At 53.2% G+C, this 21,060-nt stretch carries 22 protein-coding genes; 16 read left to right on the forward strand and 6 right to left on the reverse strand.

Annotated elements, in window-relative coordinates; all coding sequences use genetic code 11:
- Nucleotides 1-168 precede the first annotated feature (168 nt).
- From nfsA to ACT9TW_RS12590, 14 genes are all read left to right on the forward strand, one after another.
- Nucleotides 169-891, forward strand: a complete 723-nt coding sequence (gene nfsA / locus ACT9TW_RS12525) for an oxygen-insensitive NADPH nitroreductase (RefSeq protein WP_446492546.1) — start codon at nucleotides 169-171, stop codon at nucleotides 889-891.
- Between the two features lie 121 nt (nucleotides 892-1,012).
- Nucleotides 1,013-1,915, forward strand: a complete 903-nt coding sequence (gene rimK / locus ACT9TW_RS12530) for a 30S ribosomal protein S6--L-glutamate ligase (RefSeq protein WP_446492547.1) — start codon at nucleotides 1,013-1,015, stop codon at nucleotides 1,913-1,915.
- Between the two features lie 63 nt (nucleotides 1,916-1,978).
- The gene (locus ACT9TW_RS12535; protein ID WP_182060164.1) at nucleotides 1,979-2,455 is read left to right on the forward strand and encodes a YbjN domain-containing protein; all 477 of its coding nucleotides are present in this window, start codon (nucleotides 1,979-1,981) and stop codon (nucleotides 2,453-2,455) included.
- 351 nt (nucleotides 2,456-2,806) lie between these two features.
- Nucleotides 2,807-3,919 (forward strand): spermidine/putrescine ABC transporter substrate-binding protein PotF, encoded by a 1,113-nt coding sequence (gene potF / locus ACT9TW_RS12540; protein WP_446492548.1) that lies wholly within the window; start codon nucleotides 2,807-2,809, stop codon nucleotides 3,917-3,919.
- Between the two features lie 106 nt (nucleotides 3,920-4,025).
- Nucleotides 4,026-5,159: a putrescine ABC transporter ATP-binding subunit PotG gene (gene potG, locus ACT9TW_RS12545; protein WP_182060166.1), complete on the forward strand. Its 1,134-nt coding sequence runs from the start codon at nucleotides 4,026-4,028 to the stop codon at nucleotides 5,157-5,159.
- A gap of 10 nt (nucleotides 5,160-5,169) precedes the next feature.
- A complete protein-coding gene (potH, locus tag ACT9TW_RS12550) occupies nucleotides 5,170-6,123 on the forward strand; it encodes a putrescine ABC transporter permease PotH (protein WP_166717117.1) in 954 nt (317 codons plus the stop codon).
- Nucleotides 6,120-6,965: a putrescine ABC transporter permease PotI gene (gene potI / locus ACT9TW_RS12555; protein ID WP_446492549.1), complete on the forward strand. Its 846-nt coding sequence runs from the start codon at nucleotides 6,120-6,122 to the stop codon at nucleotides 6,963-6,965. Before potH ends, potI begins: the two co-directional genes overlap by 4 nt.
- 65 nt (nucleotides 6,966-7,030) lie before the next feature.
- Nucleotides 7,031-7,504 (forward strand): YbjO family protein, encoded by a 474-nt coding sequence (locus tag ACT9TW_RS12560; RefSeq protein ID WP_446492550.1) that lies wholly within the window; start codon nucleotides 7,031-7,033, stop codon nucleotides 7,502-7,504.
- Nucleotides 7,505-7,544: 40 nt separating this feature from the next.
- On the forward strand, nucleotides 7,545-8,672 hold the full coding sequence (rlmC, locus tag ACT9TW_RS12565; RefSeq protein WP_446492551.1) for a 23S rRNA (uracil(747)-C(5))-methyltransferase RlmC: 1,128 nt from the start codon (nucleotides 7,545-7,547) through the stop codon (nucleotides 8,670-8,672).
- A 72-nt stretch (nucleotides 8,673-8,744) separates the two neighbouring features.
- Nucleotides 8,745-9,452 (forward strand): response regulator transcription factor, encoded by a 708-nt coding sequence (locus ACT9TW_RS12570; protein WP_182060170.1) that lies wholly within the window; start codon nucleotides 8,745-8,747, stop codon nucleotides 9,450-9,452.
- Nucleotides 9,436-10,908 (forward strand): sensor histidine kinase, encoded by a 1,473-nt coding sequence (locus ACT9TW_RS12575; RefSeq protein ID WP_446492552.1) that lies wholly within the window; start codon nucleotides 9,436-9,438, stop codon nucleotides 10,906-10,908. Before ACT9TW_RS12570 ends, ACT9TW_RS12575 begins: the two co-directional genes overlap by 17 nt.
- A gap of 58 nt (nucleotides 10,909-10,966) precedes the next feature.
- Complete coding sequence (locus ACT9TW_RS12580; RefSeq protein WP_446492553.1) at nucleotides 10,967-13,225, forward strand: hypothetical protein; 2,259 nt, start codon at nucleotides 10,967-10,969, stop codon at nucleotides 13,223-13,225.
- A complete protein-coding gene (locus ACT9TW_RS12585; RefSeq protein ID WP_446492554.1) occupies nucleotides 13,222-14,112 on the forward strand; it encodes a formylglycine-generating enzyme family protein in 891 nt (296 codons plus the stop codon). The genes ACT9TW_RS12580 and ACT9TW_RS12585 overlap by 4 nt, the downstream gene beginning before the upstream one ends.
- A gap of 27 nt (nucleotides 14,113-14,139) precedes the next feature.
- Nucleotides 14,140-15,021: a formylglycine-generating enzyme family protein gene (locus ACT9TW_RS12590; protein ID WP_446492555.1), complete on the forward strand. Its 882-nt coding sequence runs from the start codon at nucleotides 14,140-14,142 to the stop codon at nucleotides 15,019-15,021.
- 59 nt (nucleotides 15,022-15,080) lie between these two features.
- On the opposite strand, the gene artJ is transcribed toward ACT9TW_RS12590, so the two are convergent.
- From artJ to ACT9TW_RS12620, 6 genes are all read right to left on the reverse strand, one after another.
- A complete protein-coding gene (gene artJ / locus ACT9TW_RS12595; RefSeq protein ID WP_446492556.1) occupies nucleotides 15,081-15,812 on the reverse strand; it encodes an arginine ABC transporter substrate-binding protein ArtJ in 732 nt (243 codons plus the stop codon).
- 177 nt (nucleotides 15,813-15,989) lie between these two features.
- Nucleotides 15,990-16,658: an arginine ABC transporter permease ArtM gene (gene artM / locus ACT9TW_RS12600; protein WP_182060173.1), complete on the reverse strand. Its 669-nt coding sequence runs from the start codon at nucleotides 16,656-16,658 to the stop codon at nucleotides 15,990-15,992.
- Nucleotides 16,658-17,374 (reverse strand): arginine ABC transporter permease ArtQ, encoded by a 717-nt coding sequence (gene artQ / locus ACT9TW_RS12605; protein WP_182060174.1) that lies wholly within the window; start codon nucleotides 17,372-17,374, stop codon nucleotides 16,658-16,660. The genes artM and artQ overlap by 1 nt, the downstream gene beginning before the upstream one ends.
- A gap of 6 nt (nucleotides 17,375-17,380) precedes the next feature.
- Nucleotides 17,381-18,112: an arginine ABC transporter substrate-binding protein ArtI gene (gene artI / locus ACT9TW_RS12610; RefSeq protein ID WP_182060175.1), complete on the reverse strand. Its 732-nt coding sequence runs from the start codon at nucleotides 18,110-18,112 to the stop codon at nucleotides 17,381-17,383.
- A 19-nt stretch (nucleotides 18,113-18,131) separates the two neighbouring features.
- Nucleotides 18,132-18,860 (reverse strand): arginine ABC transporter ATP-binding protein ArtP, encoded by a 729-nt coding sequence (artP, locus tag ACT9TW_RS12615; protein WP_014069520.1) that lies wholly within the window; start codon nucleotides 18,858-18,860, stop codon nucleotides 18,132-18,134.
- A gap of 226 nt (nucleotides 18,861-19,086) precedes the next feature.
- Nucleotides 19,087-19,605 (reverse strand): lipoprotein, encoded by a 519-nt coding sequence (locus ACT9TW_RS12620; protein WP_182060177.1) that lies wholly within the window; start codon nucleotides 19,603-19,605, stop codon nucleotides 19,087-19,089.
- A 107-nt stretch (nucleotides 19,606-19,712) separates the two neighbouring features.
- Here ACT9TW_RS12620 and ACT9TW_RS12625 point away from each other — a divergent pair, with 107 nt between their 5' ends.
- Entirely contained in the window at nucleotides 19,713-20,036 is a 324-nt protein-coding gene (locus ACT9TW_RS12625; RefSeq protein ID WP_112012253.1) for a heavy metal-binding domain-containing protein, read from the forward strand.
- Entirely contained in the window at nucleotides 20,033-20,863 is an 831-nt protein-coding gene (locus ACT9TW_RS12630; protein WP_446492557.1) for an N-acetylmuramoyl-L-alanine amidase, read from the forward strand. Before ACT9TW_RS12625 ends, ACT9TW_RS12630 begins: the two co-directional genes overlap by 4 nt.
- The last annotated feature ends 197 nt before the right edge of the window (nucleotides 20,864-21,060 follow it).

Here is a 21,060-nt window from a genome sequence, read left to right on the forward strand (position 1 = left end):
AAGCCTGACGGCGAATGACGCTTATATTGCACGATAACCTGCCGGAATGAAAAGAAGGTTTCACCTGTCGCTTTAATATCTTCAGGCTATGTTTGGCCAATTACATGCCCGGCATCTTTGCCTATACTGGCTGCCATACCGCGTACAGACCGACCAAAGAGAGACACCATGACGCCAACGATTGACCTGCTGCGTTCCCACCGCTCAATTCGCCATTTTACTGATGAACCCATTACCCAGGCGCAGCGCGAGGCGATCCTCGACAGTGCAAGAGGCACCTCAAGCTCCAGTTTTTTGCAGTGCTCCACCATTATCCGCATCACCGATGCACAACTGCGTGAACAACTGGTCACGCTGACGGGCGGGCAGAAGCACGTCGCCCAGGCGGCGGAGTTCTGGATCTTCTGCGCTGATTTCAACCGCCACCTGCAAATCTGCCCGGAGGCCGAACTGGGTCTTGCCGAACAACTGTTGCTGGGCGTGGTGGATACTGCGCTGATGGCGCAAAACGCGCTGACGGCGGCTGAGTCTTTAGGGCTTGGCGGCGTGTACATCGGCGGCCTGCGCAATAACATTGAGGCCGTCACTGAACTGCTACATCTGCCAAAACATGTGTTACCGCTGTTTGGCCTGTGCCTTGGCTGGCCTGCTGATAACCCGGATGTGAAGCCACGCTTGCCTGCAGCCATGATCATGCATGAAAACCGCTACCAGCCTGTCGCTCAGGAATTACTGGCGCAATATGATGAAGAGCTGGCGCACTACTACATGACGCGCGGCAGCAATACGCGTCGTGATACCTGGAGCGACCATATTCGCCGCACGATCATCAAAGAAAACCGCCCGTTTATTCTCGATTATTTGCATAAACAGGGTTGGGCGACGCGCTAGCACATTCATCCTGTGCCTCTCTGCCGCTATACACGTCATCCTTCAGGCTGCCTTGATTCAACTTGAATGATTTTGTGTATATGATACGCAGGCTTTTCCCATGTCTTTAGAGAGGTGCAGGGTGAAAATTGCCATTTTGTCCCGGGATGGAACGCTCTATTCATGCAAACGTCTGCGAGAAGCAGCGTCAATGCGGGGCCATCAGGTTGAAATCCTCGATCCGCTGTCCTGTTATATGAACATCGATCCGGCGGCGTCGTCCATTCACTATAAAGGCCGTCAGCTCCCGCTTTTCGATGCGGTGATCCCGCGCATTGGATCTCAGATTACCTATTACGGCACCGCTGCGCTTCGCCAGTTCGAAATACTCGGCAGCTACCCGCTTAACGAATCCGTCGCGATTTCCCGCGCCCGCGATAAGTTGCGTTCTCTGCAACTGCTGGCCCGCCAGGGCATCGATCTGCCCGTTACCGGGATTGCCCACTCGCCGGACGATACCAGCGACCTGATCGACATGGTGGGCGGCGCGCCGCTGGTGATCAAGCTGGTGGAAGGTACTCAGGGTATTGGCGTGGTATTGGCCGAAACGCGGCAGGCGGCGGAAAGCGTGATTGATGCGTTTCGCGGCCTCAATGCGCATATTCTGGTGCAGGAATATATTGAAGAAGCCAAAGGTTGCGACATCCGCTGTCTGGTGGTTGGCGATGAAGTGGTTGCGGCCATCGAGCGCCAGGCGAAAAACGGGGACTTCCGTTCAAACCTGCACCGTGGTGGCGTAGCGCGGGTAGCCAACATCAGCGAACGTGAACGTGAAATCGCCGTTAAAGCGGCGCAGACGTTAGGTCTGGACGTAGCCGGTGTCGATATTCTGCGTGCCTCACGCGGCCCGTTGGTGATGGAGGTGAATGCATCCCCTGGGCTGGAAGGCATTGAGAAAACCACTGGCATTGATATCGCCGGGAAAATGATCGCCTGGATCGAACGCCACGCGACCCCTGGGTATTGCCTGAAAACGGGCGGTTAAATGGATTCGCACGCACTTTTTGCGTACTCTATGCGAAGTTATTTTTAAAGAGGCTGCACAGCTATGGATTTACAGGTCGTTCCTACACTGGATACGTTACGTCAATGGCTTGATGATGCGGGTATCACGTACTTTGAGTGCGATTCCTGCCAGGCACTGCATCTGCCGCATATGCAAAATTTCGACGGCGTGTTCGATGCCAAAATCGATCTGATCAACGACGTGATTCTTTTCTCGGCCCTTGCTGAAGTTAAACCTTCTGCGCTACTGGCGCTGGCTTCCGATCTTTCGGCGATCAATGCCAGTTCTTTGACGGTGAAAGCATTTCTCGATATTCAGGATGATAATCTGCCAAAACTGGTTGTTTGCCAGTCTTTATTCTCCGGGGCAGGGGTGTCCTTCAAGCAATTTTCCTGGTTTATGCGCCTGAGTGAAGAGCAGATCTCTATGGTCATGCTGGAAGCCAGCGCACATCATCTGCTCTTTAGCAGTGAAGAGGAATCAGAGAATGATGATGCATCTCCCAATTTTCTCCACTAGTGCTGTCTGACTTTTGCGCAGTCGCTGCCAGAGCGGCTGCATAACACCATTTTTTCTGCTGCCATTAACCTTTTTTTAAAGAATATTTCACCTCCCCGAAGGCCATTTCGGCTTATCACGTAGACATAACCTGCATAAAAAATTGATAAAAGGCGTTTTTTCGTCTGGGCTATAGCCGGAGACACGGGCTACAGTTATTCTTGCGATGCTTAAAAAAGCGAGCGGAATCTGCCGGGTAAAGAGATTTCTTTTTATTTTGAGCAGAGCGACAAACTATGCATGATTATTGCATATCTTCAGATTGCACAGTTTTAGTTCGTTTGTTAACGAGCTTTCAGAAGGAATAAAGATATGATCGCCTTGAATAAAAAATGGTTATCGGGTCTGGTTGCGGGTGCTCTGATGGCCATCTCTGCCGGCACGCTCGCTGCGGAACAAAAAACGCTGCACGTTTACAACTGGTCTGACTATATTGCGCCAGACACGGTCGCGAATTTTGAAAAAGAGACCGGCATTAAAGTGGTCTACGACGTTTTCGATTCCAACGAGGTGCTGGAAGGAAAACTGATGGCGGGCAGCACCGGTTTTGACCTGGTGGTTCCTTCTGCAAGCTTCCTGGAGCGTCAGCTGACGGCAGGCGTCTTCCAGCCACTGGATAAGAGCAAGTTACCGAACTGGAAAAATCTCGATCCAGAAGTCCTGAAACTGGTGGCCAAACACGACCCGGACAACAAATACGCGATGCCATATCTGTGGGCGACTACCGGTATCGGCTTTAACGTTGATAAAGTCAAAGCGGCGCTGGGCCCGGACGTCAAGCTGGACAGCTGGGACGTGGTGCTGAAGCCGGAAAACCTTGAGAAGCTGAAAAGCTGCGGCGTTTCTTTCCTCGATGCACCGGAAGAGATTTTCGCCACCGTGCTGAACTATCTGGGCAAAGATCCTAACAGCAGTAAGGCTGATGACTACACCGGCCCGGCAACCGATCTGCTGCTGAAACTGCGTCCAAATATTCGCTACTTCCACTCCTCTCAGTACATCAACGACCTGGCAAATGGTGACATCTGTGTGGCAATTGGCTGGGCAGGGGACGTGTGGCAGGCGGCTAACCGCGCGAAAGAGGCGAAAAACGGTGTGAACGTGTCTTACTTCATTCCGAAAGAGGGGGCGCTGGCCTTCTTTGACGTCTTCGCGATGCCGGCTGATGCAAAAAACAAAGACGAAGCGTATCAGTTCCTCAACTACCTGATGCGTCCTGACGTGATCGCCCACATCAGCGACCACGTTTATTACGCTAACGGTAACAAGGCTTCTGTGCCGCTGGTGAGTGAAGCGATCCGCAATAACCCGGCTATCTATCCGCCAGCGGATGTCTTCGCCAAGCTCTTCACCCTGAAAGTCCAGGATCCAAAAATTGACCGCGTACGTACCCGTGCGTGGACCAAGGTGAAAAGCGGTAAATAACATTTAGCGCGTCTGATGTAAGCCGGGCAAGCGTAGCGCGCCCGGCAACCGGCGCACCGATATGGTGCGCCTGCACCATGATTTGATTTATGCCGGAGAGCACCCCGTGAATGATGTGATCCCCCGCCCGCAGGCGAAAGTCCGTAAAGCGCTGACCCCGCTTCTTGAAATCCGCAACCTCACCAAATCCTTTGACGGCCAACATGCCGTAGACGATGTCAGCCTGACTATCTATAAAGGCGAAATTTTTGCTCTGCTCGGTGCATCCGGCTGCGGTAAATCTACGCTGCTGCGAATGCTGGCGGGTTTCGAGCAACCCACTGCCGGGCAGATTATGCTCGATGGTGTCGACCTCTCCAGCGTGCCGCCGTACCAGCGCCCAATCAACATGATGTTCCAGTCTTACGCCCTGTTCCCGCATATGACGGTAGAGCAGAATATCGCGTTCGGCCTGAAGCAGGACAAACTGCCTAAAGCCGAAATTACCGCGCGTGTGGCCGAAATGCTGAGCCTCGTACACATGCAGGAGTTCGCGAAGCGTAAACCGCATCAGCTCTCTGGCGGGCAACGTCAGCGTGTGGCGCTGGCGAGAAGCCTGGCGAAACGTCCGAAACTGCTGCTGCTCGATGAGCCAATGGGGGCACTGGATAAAAAACTGCGCGACCGGATGCAGCTCGAAGTGGTGGATATCCTTGAACGTGTGGGCGTGACCTGCGTAATGGTGACCCACGACCAGGAAGAGGCGATGACCATGGCCGGGCGTATCGCGATCATGAATCGCGGTAAGTTCGTGCAGATTGGCGAGCCGGAGGAGATTTACGAACACCCGACTACCCGCTACAGCGCGGAGTTTATCGGTTCGGTCAACGTCTTTGAAGGGCTGCTGAAAGAGCGCCAGGAAGATGGCCTGGTCATCGAATCGCCTGGGTTGCAGCATCCGCTTAAGGTCGACCCGGATAACTCCGTCGTGGATAACGTGCCGGTGTATGTCGCGCTGCGTCCTGAGAAGATTATGCTCTGTGAAGACCCACCAGCCGATGGCTATAACTTTGCCGTGGGTGAAGTGGTGCACATTGCCTATCTGGGTGATCTCTCCATCTACCATGTTCGTCTGAAGAGTGGACAGATGCTCAGTGCCCAGTTGCAAAACGAACATCGCTACCGCAAAGGGTTGCCGACCTGGGGCGACGAAGTGCGTCTTTGCTGGGATGCGGATAGCTGCGTCGTGCTGACGGTATAAGGAGCGGACAATGAGTACACTTGAACCTCCAGCCCGCGTACAAAAACCGGGTGGTTTTGCGCACGGACTGACGCGCTTTAAGATGGCGCATGGGCGCAAGCTGGTGATCGCCATGCCTTATATCTGGCTGATCCTGCTGTTCCTGATGCCGTTTTTGATCGTTTTCAAAATCAGCCTGGCAGAGATGGCGCGGGCGATCCCGCCTTACACCAATCTGATGGATTGGGCTGACGGGCAACTGACCCTGACGCTGAATCTTGGCAACTTCCTGCAACTTACCGACGATCCGCTCTACTTTGAGGCCTATTTGCAGTCATTGCAGGTGGCGGCGATCTCGACGATCTGTTGCCTGTTGTTGGGGTACCCGCTCGCGTGGGCAGTGGCGCACAGTAAGCCATCGACGCGTAATATTCTGCTGTTGCTGGTGATTTTACCGTCGTGGACCTCGTTCCTGATCCGCGTGTATGCGTGGATGGGGATCCTGAAAAACAACGGTGTCCTGAACAACGTCCTGATGTGGCTTGGGGTTATCGATCAGCCGCTGACCATTCTGCATACCAACCTCGCGGTCTATATCGGGATTGTCTACGCCTACCTGCCATTTATGGTGTTGCCAATTTATACCGCGCTGACGCGTATTGATTACTCGCTGGTGGAAGCCTCCCTTGATTTGGGCGCTCGTCCGCTGAAAACCTTCTTTAGCGTGATTGTGCCGCTCACCAAAGGCGGGATTATTGCCGGTTCGATGCTGGTGTTTATCCCGGCGGTAGGGGAGTTTGTTATCCCTGAACTGCTCGGTGGCCCGGACAGCATCATGATTGGTCGCGTGCTGTGGCAGGAGTTCTTCAATAACCGTGACTGGCCGGTGGCGTCTGCGGTGGCGATTGTGATGTTGCTGCTGCTGATTGTGCCTATCATGTGGTTCCACAAGTATCAGCAAAAACAGATGGGGGATCACGGATGAACAACTTACCGGTAGTACGCTCCCCGTGGCGAATTCTGATCCTGGTGATCGGGTTTACCTTCCTGTATGCGCCGATGCTGATGCTGGTTATTTACTCCTTCAATAGCTCGAAGCTGGTGACGGTGTGGGCGGGCTGGTCGACGCGCTGGTACAGCGAGTTGTTCCACGATGATGCAATGATGAGCGCGGTGGGGTTAAGCCTGACCATTGCGGCGTGCGCCGCCACAATGGCCTCGATCCTCGGCACTATTGCCGCAATGGTGATGGTTCGCTTTGGGCGTTTTCGTGGGTCCAACGGCTTTGCGTTTATGATAACCGCGCCGCTGGTTATGCCAGACGTGATAACTGGCCTGTCGTTGTTACTGCTGTTCGTTGCACTGGCTCATGCAATTGGCTGGCCTGCGGACCGTGGAATGCTGACTATCTGGCTGGCTCACGTCACCTTCTGTACCGCCTACGTGGCCGTGGTTATCTCCTCGCGCCTGCGGGAACTGGATCATTCTATTGAAGAGGCAGCCATGGATCTTGGCGCCACGCCGCTGAAGGTATTTTTCATCATTACCTTGCCGATGATTATGCCTGCGGTGATCTCCGGCTGGCTGCTGGCGTTTACCCTGTCTCTGGACGATCTGGTGATTGCCAGCTTTGTTTCCGGGCCGGGGGCGACAACCCTGCCGATGCTGGTCTTCTCCAGCGTGCGTATGGGGGTTAACCCCGAGATTAACGCCCTGGCTTCTATCATCCTCGGTGTGGTCGGTGTTGTCGGTTTTATCGCCTGGTATCTGATGGCGCGTGCTGAAAAACAACGCGTGCGTGATATCCAGCGTGCAAGACGCAGCTGAAGCATTTAAAATTTCCAGTGAAGTGCCGCGCGTGTCGCGGCACTGTTTTTCAGGGAAGTAAAACATTGGGATTCTTAAAAAAGTCACGTCAAACGCACGCCCGTCTGAACGTCCCTGCGCTAGTGCAGGTGGCGGCGCTCGCCATTATTATGATCCGCTGTCTTGATGTGCTGATGATTCTGAATACGCTGGGTGCGCGTGGTATCGGTGAGTTCATCCACCGCAGCGTGCAGACGTGGAACCTGACGCTGGTTTTTATGAGCAGTCTGGTGCTGGTGTTTGTTGAGATTTACTGTGCGTTTTCTCTGGTTAAAGGGCGTAACTGGGCGCGCTGGGTTTACCTGCTGACGCAAGTGGTGGCCACGGGTTACCTGTGGGCGGCCTCTCTGGGTTATGGCTACCCGGAGCTGTTCAGCATCGCAGGGGAATCCAAACGCGAGATTTTACGCGCGCTGTTTATGCAAAAACTGCCGGATATGCTGGTGCTCTGTTTACTCTTCGTTCCGGCCTCCAGTCGACGGTTCTTCCGCCTGCAATAATGTGTATAATCGCAGCCCTCGTTATTCTTAAGGTTTTCATATGCAGTGCGCACTCTATGACGCGGGTCGCTGTCGCTCCTGTCAGTGGATAGAACAGCCCGTCTCTCAACAACTCACCGCCAAAATGACCGATCTGCAACAGCTACTGGCTGAACACGCGGTGGGCGAGTGGTGCGCACCGGTCAGCGGGCCGGAACAGGGTTTTCGCAATAAAGCCAAAATGGTGGTCAGCGGCAGTGTCGAAAAGCCGCTGCTGGGGATGCTGCACCGCGACGGTACGCCGGAAGATTTGACCGATTGCCCGCTCTATCCTGCTTCGTTTGAACCGGTTTTCGCCGCGCTGAAGCCTTTTATCGCCCGTGCCGGATTAACGCCCTATAACGTGGCCCGCAAGCGCGGCGAACTGAAATACCTCTTACTCACTGAAAGCCAGCGTGATGGCGGCATGATGCTGCGTTTTGTGCTGCGCTCAGAAGCCAAGCTGGAACAGCTGCGCACGACGCTGCCGTGGCTTCAGGAACAGTTACCGCAGCTTAAGGTGATTACGGCAAATATTCAGTCGGTGCATATGGCAATCATGGAAGGGGACAAAGAAATCTTCTTCACCGAACAGCTCGCACTGGCCGAAAGCTTTAACGATGTACCGCTGTGGATCCGCCCGCAGAGTTTCTTCCAGACTAACCCGGTAGTGGCGAGCGCCCTGTACGCCACCGCCCGCGACTGGGTACGGGCGCTGAACATCAACCATATGTGGGATCTGTTCTGCGGGGTAGGCGGGTTTGGCCTGCACTGCGCTACGCCAGAGATGACGCTGACCGGGATTGAGATCTCCGCTGAGGCTATCGCCTGTGCAACGCAATCGGCGGCCGAGCTTGGGTTAACGAATCTTCATTTCCAGGCACTGGACTCCACGCAGTTTGCCACCGGCCAGGGCAAGGTGCCGGAGCTGGTGCTGGTGAATCCTCCGCGTCGTGGCATTGGTAAAGCGCTGTGCGACTACCTGAGCCAGATGGCGCCGGATTACATTGTCTATTCCAGCTGCAACGCACAGACCATGGCGAAAGACATTGCTCATCTGCCGGGTTACCGCGTTGAACGCGTTCAGCTTTTCGATATGTTCCCGCACACCGCGCACTATGAAGTGCTGACGTTGCTCGTTAAATCTTAAACAAAATGTGAACTCTTCCTCCCCGCGAAATCAGGTAAGCTTAAGTCATCAGAATTAAATAAAGGCTTACCGATGAAGCAGATCCTGCTGGTGGAAGATGACCACGATATCGCCGCGCTCCTGCGCCTGAATCTGGAAGATGAAGGTTACGCCATTACCCACGAGCCGGACGGGGGGAAGGCGTTGCTGCGCCTGGAACAAACGCCCTGGGATGCCGTTATCCTCGATCTGATGCTCCCGACGGTCGACGGCCTTGAGATTTGCCGCCGCATTCGCCAGATGACCCGCTACCTGCCCATTATTATCATCAGCGCCCGCAGCAGTGAAACTGACCGTATTACCGGGCTTGAAACCGGGGCGGATGATTACCTCGCCAAACCGTTTTCGGTGCAGGAGCTGATTGCACGTATTAAAGCGCTGTTTCGTCGCCAGCAGGCGATGGGCCAGGCGCAAACCACCGGCAACATTCAGGCGCACGGCCTGACGCTCGAACCACTCAGCCGCAGTGTGCGTCTGCACGGGCAGGAGGTCGATCTCACACCACGCGAATTCGAGCTGCTGTACTTTTTTGCCCGTCATCCGGGGGAGGTATTCTCGCGACTGGCGTTGCTGGAGCAGGTCTGGGGATATCAGCACGAAGGCTACGAGCATACCGTTAACACCCATATCAACCGCTTGCGGATCAAGATTGAAAAAGATGCCGCAGAGCCGGAGATAATCCGAACGGTCTGGGGCAAAGGCTATAAATTTGCGGAGCAAAACGATGATGCGACGTTTTAGCCTGGGTCAGCGCCTGACGCTGCTGTTTGTTTTGCTCTTGCTGCTCTGTGCGGCGGTGGCCTGTCTGGTGCAAATGTACAGTAGCCAGCAATATGGCAACGCCATGGTACAGCGTCTTTCCAGCGGCCTGGCGCAACAGATTGTGCAGCGTGAGCCGATTCTGGATGCGCAGGGTAGGGTTGACCGCCGGGCGCTGAAACCCCTGTTTGACCGGCTGATGACTTTTAACCCGAGCGTAGAGCTGTATGTGGTTTCACCTGAGGGAGAGTTGCTGGCAGATGCTGCGCCTGCGGGACATATCCAGCGGCAAAAAATCGACATCGCGCCGGTGCAAACCTTTCTTAGCGGGGCCGTGATGCCGGTGTATGGCGATGATCCGCGCAGTACCGATAAACAGAAAGTCTTCAGTGCGGTGCCGCTGCGTCAGGACGGGGAGTTACGCGGTTATCTGTACATTATCTTGCAGGGCGAAGAGTCGAACATTCTGGCGGATATTGCCTGGCATAAGGCGTTGTGGAGCACAGCGCTGTGGTCGTTGTTGCTGGTGGCGCTGTTTGGCCTGCTGGCGGGATTACTGGTCTGGTATTGGGTGACGCGCCCGGTGAAGCGCCTGACGGTGGAAGTAGCCGGGCTGGAGCAGGACAGTATCAGTGCGATTAAACAGCTTGCTGCGCAGCCGCTGGCGCCGGCCACGGGTGATGAAGTGGCGACACTGCGTAATACCTTTATCGAACTGGCACGCAAAATCACCTCCCAGTGGGATCAACTGGCCGACAGCGACCGCCAGCGTCGGGAGTTTATCGCCAATATCTCTCATGATTTACGCACGCCGCTGACCTCGCTCCTGGGCTACCTGGAAACGTTGTCGCTGAAATCCGCCACCCTGACCCCGCAGGAACATCAGCAGTATCTGACGACCGCGTTGCGTCAGGGGCAGAAAGTGCGCCATCTCTCTCAGCAGCTGTTTGAACTGGCGCGTCTGGAGCATGGTGGCATCAGGCCACAGCGCGAGCGCTTCGCAATGGGGGAGCTTATTTCTGATGTCGCGCAAAAGTTTGAGCTGACTGCGCGAACCCGTGCGCTTCAGCTGCATATTGATGTGCCAGGCCCCTTGCCGCTGGTGAACGCCGACGTGTCGATGATTGAGCGCGTGGTGACCAATCTGCTGGATAACGCTATCCGCCATACGCCAACTGGCGGGGAAATTCGCCTGGCGGTTTGGCAAGAAAATGAACAGTTGCAGGTTGAAGTGGCGGATAGCGGCATGGGTGTGGATGCAGCGTTGCGTGATGATCTGTTTGTACGGCCTTCGGCGTTAAACACGCAGGCATCGCGGGATAACCGTGGCGGGCTGGGGTTGTTGATTGTTAAGCGAATGCTGGAGCTACACGGGGGGGGGATCAGGCTGATGGAAGCAAAGAAAGGGGCGATATTTCGCTTTTATGTACCGCTTTGAGATGGTGTTTGTAAGAAGTATGATAGAGAAGAATAACCACTCAATTTAAAAGGATTTAATGATGACTGTAAAAGTCATACCCTGGGATGGGTGCTACAGCGTGATGACACGCCCCGGAGGGGTCTGCAAAGAAGTTGTTGCCCCCTCTTATCCCCGTCTTTATTTTCACCCCGACAGTGAAACCCTTTTAGCAATTGACCAATGCGACTGGCACGATCTTGAGCAGGAAAGTAACCGACTCACTCACTGTCTGGCGCAGAGAGCGGACGCGTTACAGCGTATTGAACAACTCCAGAAAGACGTGACTACTCTGGGCTGGAGCGATGTACCAGAGCGTAATCGCTTTCAGAATCTGTTAAAGGAAGAGTATCGACATCTTGATGAAGCCTGTAAGACCTTACGTGCTGAACTGGCAGAATTGACCCCTACAGAAAACCTCCCCGCCGCAACATTACTGGATGAAAATAGCAAAAAGAATGCACTTGGGCTGATGGAGCTTGTAGAGGTTAAGGGTGGGAAAAGCGGAGCCAAATTTGTCTACGTTCGTTCAGATAAAATTCGTAGCCACTGGCGTCGATACAGGTTGAACAGCGCGGAAACGAAAAGCGGCAATAAAAGCTTTTTGAAGGTGGTTGAATATACCGGCAAAGATGGCCAGACGCATACCCGCCATGAAATCGATCCGGAAAAACTGAAAGGACAGCTGGCAAAGCTGAAGCCGTCAATGAAAGCGTGGGAAGTGAAACTGCTGGATGACAACTCTGGCGTCTGGAGCGTATGGGCACAAGAATTTAACCGAAGTCTGGAACTCTCACCCTTGAAAGATCCCCGCATGAAATTTGATGCACAGGCCCAGTTATTGCGTTGGGCATATGGTGCGAGCATGAAAGGCGTATTGAATCCGTTCGAAATTGACATCCGCACCGGACAATACAAGCCAAAAGCAGAGTTGCAAGGTAAGACTAGCGTTTACGCCAACCTTTCGCTTGCAGAGGCAAAAAGCAGCGGCAAGCTTCACCTGCCGGATAATGTCGGTGTAAAAATTTGCTATCCGTTAGATCCGGCAAAAATCCCCGGTGGAGGCATGGGGATACTGGGTACGTTCCGTTTTGATATTGAGCTGATATTGTCGGGGAGCGTTGGTGCAAGTCTGGGCATAGAGGCGGGGGTTAGTATCTCCAACAATCGGGCTAAAGGACTACCAGTAAAAGCCATGCCGGATGAAGGCTACGGATTTTGGCGGCAGATAGATGTCACTAAAGAAGGACATATGCCCTTAGGCGGCGGTGCGGAGTTGGGCGTATTTGTCGGGGCAGAAGCCGGGGCTAATGTGTCTGGTGCACTGGTTTGGCTCAATCCTGATCACGACGGCAAGTACAGTGCGCTGGCGAAGGTAGGGGTGGGTGCTGCAGTTCAGGCTGGTGGTGGTCTTAGCGGGCAGCTTAAGTTTAGATGGCAAGATGGTAGGGTTCGTATAGAGGTTAGCGGCGGGTTGTGCTGGGGGACGGGTGGTAAAGGCTCGATGAGCTTTGAGGTTGACGGACCCGCGATTATGTCTGAGTTTATGCCTTGCCTGATCTACATGTTACGTAATGCGGATTATGTCCGGCTGATGCAGATTATGATGGCTGACGATTATTATGCTTTCTGTGCGATTCCATTACTGGTGGGGATGTATGGGATTAATAGTGTGATTGATGCAGGGGGAAATATAGCCGCTGAACTTAAAAAAAGTTGGGATGAAAAAGAATCCCGTGTGGCGCTGATGGCTAACATCCTGAACACAAAAGGAGATTGTTTAAAGTTTGCTCCGCCAGAGAGCAAGGGCGCAGTCATTGCCGCACTGATAGAAACAAACCTGTGGGATAATGTCGCCAGTCCAGTGAGCCATGAAGAGACGACCTGTGAGGGGGGAACTGTTTTTAGCGCCCGTAAACGAGCCATTATTTATGCTCTTCGCTGGGTACAGTCTCAGCGAGAGTATGAAAATGTGATGCAACATCTCTCGAAAATGCCTGGAGAAGGAAAAAGTGACTGGCAGTTTAACGAAAAAAAAGTCATCGCTTTTCTGGCCCAGGGTGAAACACCCAAAACCTATGGTTACGCAGGCTCCCTGGTTCCCAGTGCTCTGAACATCACGATTGAACCCAGCCATTATGCCGATAATCTCAGAAACCTCTATCTCCACCTGCCTGAAGCCCCGGCAATTCCTCCTGGGCACGTCAATATGTCTACTTTGCCATTGAGAGAAGTGCTGCCAATGTATCTCTATAGCTGTACACGGCTTATTCACTCCATGCACGGAGATACAGCATGACGCACACAGGTTATGGTGTGACAGGATTGCTGATTACTGTGGCGCTGACTGGCTGCCGGGATGAGCAAAAAATAAAGGCTGAACAGACCGATTTGGTTAACACGACGCTGGAAAATATGGTCACAGTAAAAGGTGGCCGTTTTCAGATGGGAGATTTTGGTGCTCTTATCGGCGAGAAACTGTCATTCAGCGCAGACGCGGACAATAAACCGCTGCATTGGGTAACGTTGTCTGATTACCGTATCAGTAAGTACCGCGTCACATGGGGAGAATTTAACCGCTGGCTGGAGATCCAGGGGCGTGAGCCAAATGATTATTTTCAGGAGACGGTAAGTGATAGCGATCCTGATTATGCCTCACTAAAAATTGCGCTTGGTGACAATTATCCGGCATCAGCTAACTGGCAGGATGCGCAGGCCTACTGCCAGTGGCTGGGGCAGGTCAGCAAGCGCAATATTGACCTGCCAACAGAAGCCCAATGGGAGTACGCGGCACGCAGCGGGGGACAGTTTCTGATTATGGCGAACAGTGATAACCACTGGTATTACGAAGATAATAAAGCCAGCAATTTCGCCCCGTCGGCAGAGAATCGCCCGGTGGGAAGTTACCCCCCGAATCCATTGGGACTCTACGATATGCTGGGAAATGGTACTGATTGGGTCAGGGACTGGTATACGGCAGATTATTACCGCCACTCCCGGGAAAAAGACCCTCAGGGACCAGAGGGAGGGGCAAATAAGGTGATTAGAGGCTGGCTGGGAGCACCCTCGGATTCACTCACTGTGACCCGGGACTCCCTGAAACCAGATACCGTTCAGGGCCCGCCCTCACGTTCAACTGGCTTTCGCTGTGTTGAAAACACTCCACTCGCAAACACTAACGGATAGTTAAAAAATCAGGTAAAGGACTATGGCATGACGCTGACAGGTTATTGCGTAACGGGTGTTCTGGTGTTGCTGGCACTGACGGGCTGCCGGGATGAACAGAAGAGACAGGCAGAGCAGGATGCTCTTGTTAACAGCGCGTTGGAGAATCTGGTCACGGTAAAGGGCGGGCGTTTTCAGATGGGGGATTTTGGTCCTCTCATTGGTGAAAAACTGCCGTTCAGCGCAGACGCGGACAATAAACCGCTGCACTGGGTGAGGTTGTCTGATTTCCGTATCAGTAAGTACCGCGTCACATGGGGAGAATTTAACCGCTGGCTGGAAATTCAGGGGCGAGAGACGAATGATTATTTTCAGGAGACGGCGAATGATAGCGATCCTGATTACGCCTCACTAAAAATTGCGCTTGGTGACAATTATCCGGCATCAGCTAGCTGGCAGGATGCGCGGGCCTACTGCCAGTGGGTGGGGCAGGTCAGCAAACGCAATATTGACCTGCCAACAGAAGCCCAATGGGAGTACGCAGCACGCAGCAGAGGTCAGTTCCTGATTTTTGGCAACAGTGATAACTGGTATCACTACGAAAATGACATCGCACGTAATATCGCTCCCTCTACGGAAAACCGTCCGGTGGGGAGCTATGCCCCGAATCCGCTTGGGTTATATGATATTCAGGGAAATGGGGCTGACTGGGTCCAGGACTGGTACGCGGCGGATTACTACAGTGATTCTCCTGAGCAAGATCCTCAGGGGCCAGAGAAAGGTGATAAACGGGTTATCCGGGGACTACCCAGAGATGCCGGAGAGGGTTACACCATTACCAGAGGAAGCATGAGACCTGAAACCGTTCAGGGCCCACCCTCGCGCTCAACGGGTTTTCGCTGTGTTGAAAACAGTCCGTTAGTTAAATAAAAAAAGACTACGCCGGAGGCGTAGTCTTTGTAGGTGTTTGTTAACAAACCATTCTGAGATTACTGCGGGAACCACTGCTCGCTGATTTTCTGATAAGTGCCGTCAGCTTTAATCGCTTTCAGGGCGCCGTTCAGTTTTTCCAGCAACGCTTTGTTATCCGGGCGAACTGCGATACCCAGACCGGTGCCGAAGTATTGTGGATCGGTCACTTTCTCGGTTGCGGTGCCCAGTTGCGGGTTGGTTTTCAGCCACTCGTTTACCACGGCGGTGTCACCAAACACGCCATCAATACGGCCGTTTTTCAGGTCGATAATCGCATTCTGGTAGCTGTCATAGGCCACGGTTTTCACTTCAGGATGTTTGTCCTGAAGGTATTTCTGGTGCGTGGTGCCGTTTTCCATACCGATGCGTTTGCCTTTCAGCTCGTCAAAGGATTTATAAGCGCCTTTCTTCGCAATCACCACGGCGGAGTTCGCGTAGTACGGGTCGGTAAAGGAAACCTGCTTGCTACGCTCTGGCGTGATATCCATACCGGAGATCACCGCGTCGTATTTTTTGAATTTCAGCGACGGGATCAGGCTGTCAAAGGCGTGGTTAGTGAAAGTGCAGTTGGCCTGCATCTGTTTGCACAGCGCTTTTGCCAGGTCGATATCGAAACCGACGATCTGGTTGCTGGCATCCAGTGATTCAAAAGGTGGGTAAGTGGCAGATACGCCGAAATTGATTTTATCTGCGGCTGCTGCGCCAGCGGCGAAAGTTGCCAGTAATGCGGCCAGAACTAACTTTTTCATTTTAATACTCCCGTCTGTCAATCTGTCTTATGCGCCGTGTCTGCGGCATGGACGTACAATGCCAGTGATTGAATTTATATGCAATAAAAATGATTAAATATTATTTTATAAATAAAAAAAGACGGGCAGTGTTTAGACTTGCCCGTCTTCTTGATTTGTGATTATGCAAAAGTTGATTTAATTGCGGCGTTCAAACGCCAGCGCTTTGCGCTCGATTAAACGCATCATCAACGTCAGCAAACCATTCACCACCAGATACACCAGGCCCGCTGCGCCAAACACCATGACATCGTAAGTGCGTCCATACAGGAGCTGCCCGTGGCCCATCACTTCCATCAGCGTGATGGTGTAGGCCAGAGAGGTACTCTTGAATACCAGCACCACTTCGTTGGAATACGACGAGAGCGCACGTTTAAACGCATACGGCAGCAGGATAGCCAGCGTGTCTTTCTTGCTCATCCCCAGCGCACCGCAGGATTGCCATTGTCCTTCCGGGATCGCACGGATCGCACCGTAAAACAGCTGCGTGGTATAGGCCGCGCTGTTCAGCGAAAGTGCAATCAGGGCGCACAGCCACGGTTCGGAGAGCAGATGCCAGATAACCGGATAGTCCTGTAATGACGGGAACTGCCCTGGCCCGTAGTAAATCAGGAAGATCTGCACCAGCAGCGGCGTACCGGTAAACAGGGTGATGTAGCCGCGCACAATCCACACCAGCACTGGCGTTTTCAGCGTCAGGATGATGGTAAAAATAAGCGCCAGGATCAGCGCCACGATGATGGACGCCACCGTCAGCGTCAGGCTGGTGTGCAGCCCTTTCATCAGCTCGGGTAAATATTCAAGCATCAGCCTGGTCTCCGTTCAAAACGCGTTGCACGCAGGTCAATACGCTTAAGGATGTACTGACTCAGCAACGTGATCACCAGGTAGATAGCGGCGGCCACAATGTACCAGGTAAACGGCTCCTGGGTACGGGTCGCGATACTTTTGGTTTGCAGCATCAAATCGTTCACGCTGATAAGGCTCACCAGCGCCGTATCTTTCAGCAGAACCAGCCACTGATTACCCAGCCCCGGCAGGGCATGGCGCCACATCTGCGGCATCACCAGACGGAAGAAGATGGCGGATTTCGACAACCCCAGTGCCTGGCCGGATTCCCACTGCCCCTGAGGCACCGCTTTTAGCGCACCGCGCAGCGTCTGCGACGCATAGGCAGAGTAGAGCAGGGAGAGCGCGATCACGCCGCACAGGAACGGGCTGACGTCAAAATTCTCAATCTGCATCTGAATCGGGATCTGTACCACACCAAGATTGATGGTGAAGCCATCTGACAGCATCAGCAGCAGTTGCGAGGAGCCGAAATAGATGAACAGGACCACCAGAATCTCGGGTAGTCCACGCAGCACGGTCACCAGCGCTGAGCCCGTCCAGGCGACGGGGAACCATTTAGCTGATTCCCACACCGCGAAGAACATCGCCAGCACCAGGCCGATAATGAGTGCGCAAACGGCAAGGCCGACGGTCATCCCGGCGGCGCTTGCTAAAGGAAAAATTTCATTCATCAGGAATTACTTCTGGAACCATTTTTTGTAGATGGTTTCGTAAGTGCCGTCTTTTTTCACTTTTTCCAGAGCGGCGTTGAATTTCTGCTGCAATTCGGTGTTGCCCTGGCGAACTGCGATACCCAGGCCGGTGCCGAAGTAATCTTTATCCGTCACTTTGTCGCCCACAGAGGCCAGCTTGTCGTTCGCTTTCAGCCACTCAGTTACCACGGCGGTATCACCAAATACGCCATCGATGCGGCCATTTTGCAGATCCAGCTTCGCGTTCTGATAGCTATCGTAAGGAACGGTGGTGATTTCCGGATGTTTATCCATGATGAATTTCTGGTGAGTTGTGCCGTTCTGCACGCCCACTTTCTTGCCTTTCAGCTGATCAACGGAGGTGTATTTTCCTTTTTGACCAATGAACAGGGCAGAGTTGTCATAGTAAGGGGTAGAAAACAGAACCTGTTTTTCACGCTCAGGGGTGATGTCCATGCCCGCCATTACGGCATCAATACGGCGGAACTTCAGGCTTGGGATCAGGCTGTCGAACGCCTGGTTGCTGAAGGTGCAGGTTGCGTCGATCTCTTTACACAGGGCGTTAGCCAGATCGACATCGAAGCCAACAATTTTGTTGTTCGCATCGATGGATTCAAACGGAGGATAAGACGCTTCAGTGGCGAAACGAATAGTCTGGGCTGCGGTAGCGGAAAGGCTGACGCTCGCAAGCAGTGCTGCAATCAATACTTTTTTCATTATCATTTTCCCTAACACATCAGTGAGATAAGTAATTTTTAAAGGCATCGGTTTGCGGATTTGTGAAGCAGCTCGCATCGCCTTGCTCGACGATAAATCCGTTTTCCATGTAGACCACGCGGCTGGCGGTTTTGCGCGCCACTTCCACTTCATGGGTTACGATAACCTGCGTAATGTTGGTTTCCGCCAGTTCACGGATGATGCTCACGATCTGGGCGGTGATTTCCGGGTCGAGTGCCGCCGTCGGCTCATCAAACAGCAGCACGGCCGGTTCCATCATCAGTGCGCGGGCAATGGCCACACGCTGCTGCTGACCACCGGAAAGGTGCAGTGGATAACGATCGCTGTATGGCTTAAGACGCAGACGTTCCAGCAGTTTTTCGGCACGAGCCATCGCCTGATCTTTGCTTAAACCGAGCACGCGACAAGGCGCTTCAATCAGGTTTTGCAGTACGGTCAGGTGCGGCCAAAGATTGTATTGCTGAAACACCATTCCCACGTTCTGACGCAGTTCGCGAATGGCTTTATCAGACGGCGTTTTTGCGAAATCAAAGTGGTTACCGGCAATCGCCAGCGTACCTGAACGAGGCATTTCAAGCAGATTGAGGACACGCAGAAGGGAGCTTTTGCCTGCGCCGCTTGGGCCGAGCAAAACCAGCGTTTCGCCCTCTGGGCAGTTCAGCGTGATGTCGAACAGCGCCTGGTGTGCGCCGTAGAAGCAGTTAATGCCGTTTAGTTTAATACTCATCGGGGCAGTCTTTACTCATCCAGGCAATCTATAGCAATTGAGGCCGCAGATAGTACCGTTGACAGAATAGTTATGCAATATTTATGCGTTAAAAGTTAAATATAACCCGTAATGCCTTCTAAACATAGCACAAAATAGCGAAGGGCAATGGCGGCGAGTATAAATGTCGGCATTCCGCATGAAATGCCGCACATTTTACGGGGTTAACAATTTTGTAACGGATGGTTTAGCGGTTCTCAATCGACTGGCGCAGCGTGCCTGCCGGGGCATGAACACTGCCGCCCACGTAGCGTACGTCGTCGATAGCCCAGCACTGTCCTTCGCGGATCATCAGCACTTCATCCTGCCAGGATTGGGTTCCCTGGGTAAGTTTCACGCGCAGAGGAATGTTTCGTGCATCGGTATTAGGAATGGTGGATGCGCTGGCGACTTCGGCGCTGTCAGGGAGCGTTGTGCGGCTGGAGAACGGATCGTCTTTCAGCAATGTATTATGCTGTGGATCGCGACTTGCATCATTCAGCAGTTTCGCCAGACCATCGCTCAGATACGGGCGCAGCGCGGTAATGTCATTATTGCGGTGCTGAATACGATAATCATAGAACTGCTGTGCCACAGTATCCGGACCACCGTCTATGCAGGGGCCGCTGCGCGTTCCGATATCCTTAAAAGCCGGTGTAACCGTCGTGGTGCAGGCGCTGAGCACCAGCGCGCATGGCACTAAAAGCGTTAAAGCAGAGTAGCGCATGTTGATTTCCTTATTTATTAACTATCCTTTCAATCATAGCGTAACGAACCGATAATGCTGGCTGAGTTGCACCCTAAGGCATTGAACGCTAAAGAAGGAGAGAAAAGATGCAGTTTTCAACAACGCCAACCCTGGAAGGGCAGCCGATTATCGAGTATTGCGGTGTGGTAACGGGCGAAGCCATTCTGGGCGCGAATATCTTCCGCGACTTTTTTGCCGGTATCCGCGACATCGTCGGCGGGCGCTCTGGCGCATATGAAAAAGAGCTGCGTAAAGCGCGCGAAATTGCGTTCAAAGAGCTGGGCGAGCAGGCCAAAGCGCTGGGCGCTGATGCGGTTGTCGGGATTGATATCGACTACGAAACGGTAGGCAAAGATGCCAGTATGCTGATGGTGAGCGTCAGCGGCACGGCGGTGAAAACCCGTCGATGAAGCGTTTGCTATCCACGCTCCTGCTGGCGCTGTTGCTGGCAGGGTGTGCCACGGAAAAAGGCATTGTCGATAAAGGCGCATATGAGCTGGATACCCGCCACCAGGCGCAGGCCGCGTATCCGCGTATTAAGGTGTTGGTTATTCACTACACCGCCGATGATTTTGACAGCTCGCTGGCAACACTGACGGATAAAAACGTCAGCTCACATTATTTGATCCCCGCACATCCTCCCGCACCTGACGGTAAACCGCGCATCTGGCAACTGGTGCCGGAGAGTGAGCTTGCCTGGCACGCGGGTATTAGCTTCTGGCGTGGCACGAACCGTATAAATGATACCTCTGTGGGGATTGAGCTGGAAAACCGCGGCTGGCAGAAAACGGGCGGAAATAAAACGTTCACGCCGTTTGAACCGGCGCAAATTGCCGCGCTTATCCCGCTTGCGAAAGACATTATTGCCCGTTACCACATCAAACCGGAAAACGTGGTCGCGCATTCCGATATCGCCCCACAGCGCAAAGACGACCCAGGCCCGCTGTTCCCGTGGCGTGAGCTCGCGCAGCAGGGTATTGGCGCATGGCCCGATCCGGCGCGCGTCGCGTTCTATATCAATGGGCGGCCACCTTCTCAGCCAGTGGAAACTACCGCATTGCTGGATGTACTCGCGCGTTACGGTTATGAGGTCCCGGAAAATAGTACCGAGGCTCAGCAAAAACGGGTGATTACGGTATTTCAGATGCATTTCCGCCCACAACGCTGGGATGGTGTAGCTGATATAGAAACAATGGCTATTGCCGAAGCGCTTTTAGAGAAATACGGGCAGGTGTGATCCTTCGGTATCACCCGAATTCTTACACTTTTCCATCACTTGCTTGAGATTAATCTTAAGTTCAATCTCAATTAATTTATAGTTAATTGACTTAAAATTACCCGAGTTTAATATAGACACATAGCTTGCTAAGCATCTTCAGGGATTACGTTAATACTGATTGTCTATTTTCAGTAACTGATCCTGGTTTTGATTCA

This window comes from Enterobacter sp. C4G1 (assembly GCF_052886895.1).

Excerpts from the sequence above, each read along its gene's own strand:
- nfsA (WP_446492546.1), top strand. The coding sequence starts at position 169 with ATGACGCCAACGATTGACCTGCTGCGTTCCCACCGCTCAATTCGCCAT.
- ACT9TW_RS12535 (WP_182060164.1), top strand. The coding sequence starts at position 1,979 with ATGGATTTACAGGTCGTTCCTACACTGGATACGTTACGTCAATGGCTT.
- potF (WP_446492548.1), top strand. The coding sequence starts at position 2,807 with ATGATCGCCTTGAATAAAAAATGGTTATCGGGTCTGGTTGCGGGTGCT.
- potH (WP_166717117.1), top strand. The coding sequence starts at position 5,170 with ATGAGTACACTTGAACCTCCAGCCCGCGTACAAAAACCGGGTGGTTTT.
- potI (WP_446492549.1), top strand. The coding sequence starts at position 6,120 with ATGAACAACTTACCGGTAGTACGCTCCCCGTGGCGAATTCTGATCCTG.
- rlmC (WP_446492551.1), top strand. The coding sequence starts at position 7,545 with ATGCAGTGCGCACTCTATGACGCGGGTCGCTGTCGCTCCTGTCAGTGG.
- ACT9TW_RS12570 (WP_182060170.1), top strand. The coding sequence starts at position 8,745 with ATGAAGCAGATCCTGCTGGTGGAAGATGACCACGATATCGCCGCGCTC.
- ACT9TW_RS12575 (WP_446492552.1), top strand. The coding sequence starts at position 9,436 with ATGATGCGACGTTTTAGCCTGGGTCAGCGCCTGACGCTGCTGTTTGTT.
- ACT9TW_RS12580 (WP_446492553.1), top strand. The coding sequence starts at position 10,967 with ATGATGACTGTAAAAGTCATACCCTGGGATGGGTGCTACAGCGTGATG.
- ACT9TW_RS12585 (WP_446492554.1), top strand. The coding sequence starts at position 13,222 with ATGACGCACACAGGTTATGGTGTGACAGGATTGCTGATTACTGTGGCG.
- ACT9TW_RS12590 (WP_446492555.1), top strand. The coding sequence starts at position 14,140 with ATGACGCTGACAGGTTATTGCGTAACGGGTGTTCTGGTGTTGCTGGCA.
- artJ (WP_446492556.1), bottom strand. The coding sequence starts at position 15,812 with ATGAAAAAGTTAGTTCTGGCCGCATTACTGGCAACTTTCGCCGCTGGC.
- artM (WP_182060173.1), bottom strand. The coding sequence starts at position 16,658 with ATGCTTGAATATTTACCCGAGCTGATGAAAGGGCTGCACACCAGCCTG.
- artQ (WP_182060174.1), bottom strand. The coding sequence starts at position 17,374 with ATGAATGAAATTTTTCCTTTAGCAAGCGCCGCCGGGATGACCGTCGGC.
- artI (WP_182060175.1), bottom strand. The coding sequence starts at position 18,112 with ATGAAAAAAGTATTGATTGCAGCACTGCTTGCGAGCGTCAGCCTTTCC.
- artP (WP_014069520.1), bottom strand. The coding sequence starts at position 18,860 with ATGAGTATTAAACTAAACGGCATTAACTGCTTCTACGGCGCACACCAG.
- ACT9TW_RS12620 (WP_182060177.1), bottom strand. The coding sequence starts at position 19,605 with ATGCGCTACTCTGCTTTAACGCTTTTAGTGCCATGCGCGCTGGTGCTC.
- ACT9TW_RS12625 (WP_112012253.1), top strand. The coding sequence starts at position 19,713 with ATGCAGTTTTCAACAACGCCAACCCTGGAAGGGCAGCCGATTATCGAG.
- ACT9TW_RS12630 (WP_446492557.1), top strand. The coding sequence starts at position 20,033 with ATGAAGCGTTTGCTATCCACGCTCCTGCTGGCGCTGTTGCTGGCAGGG.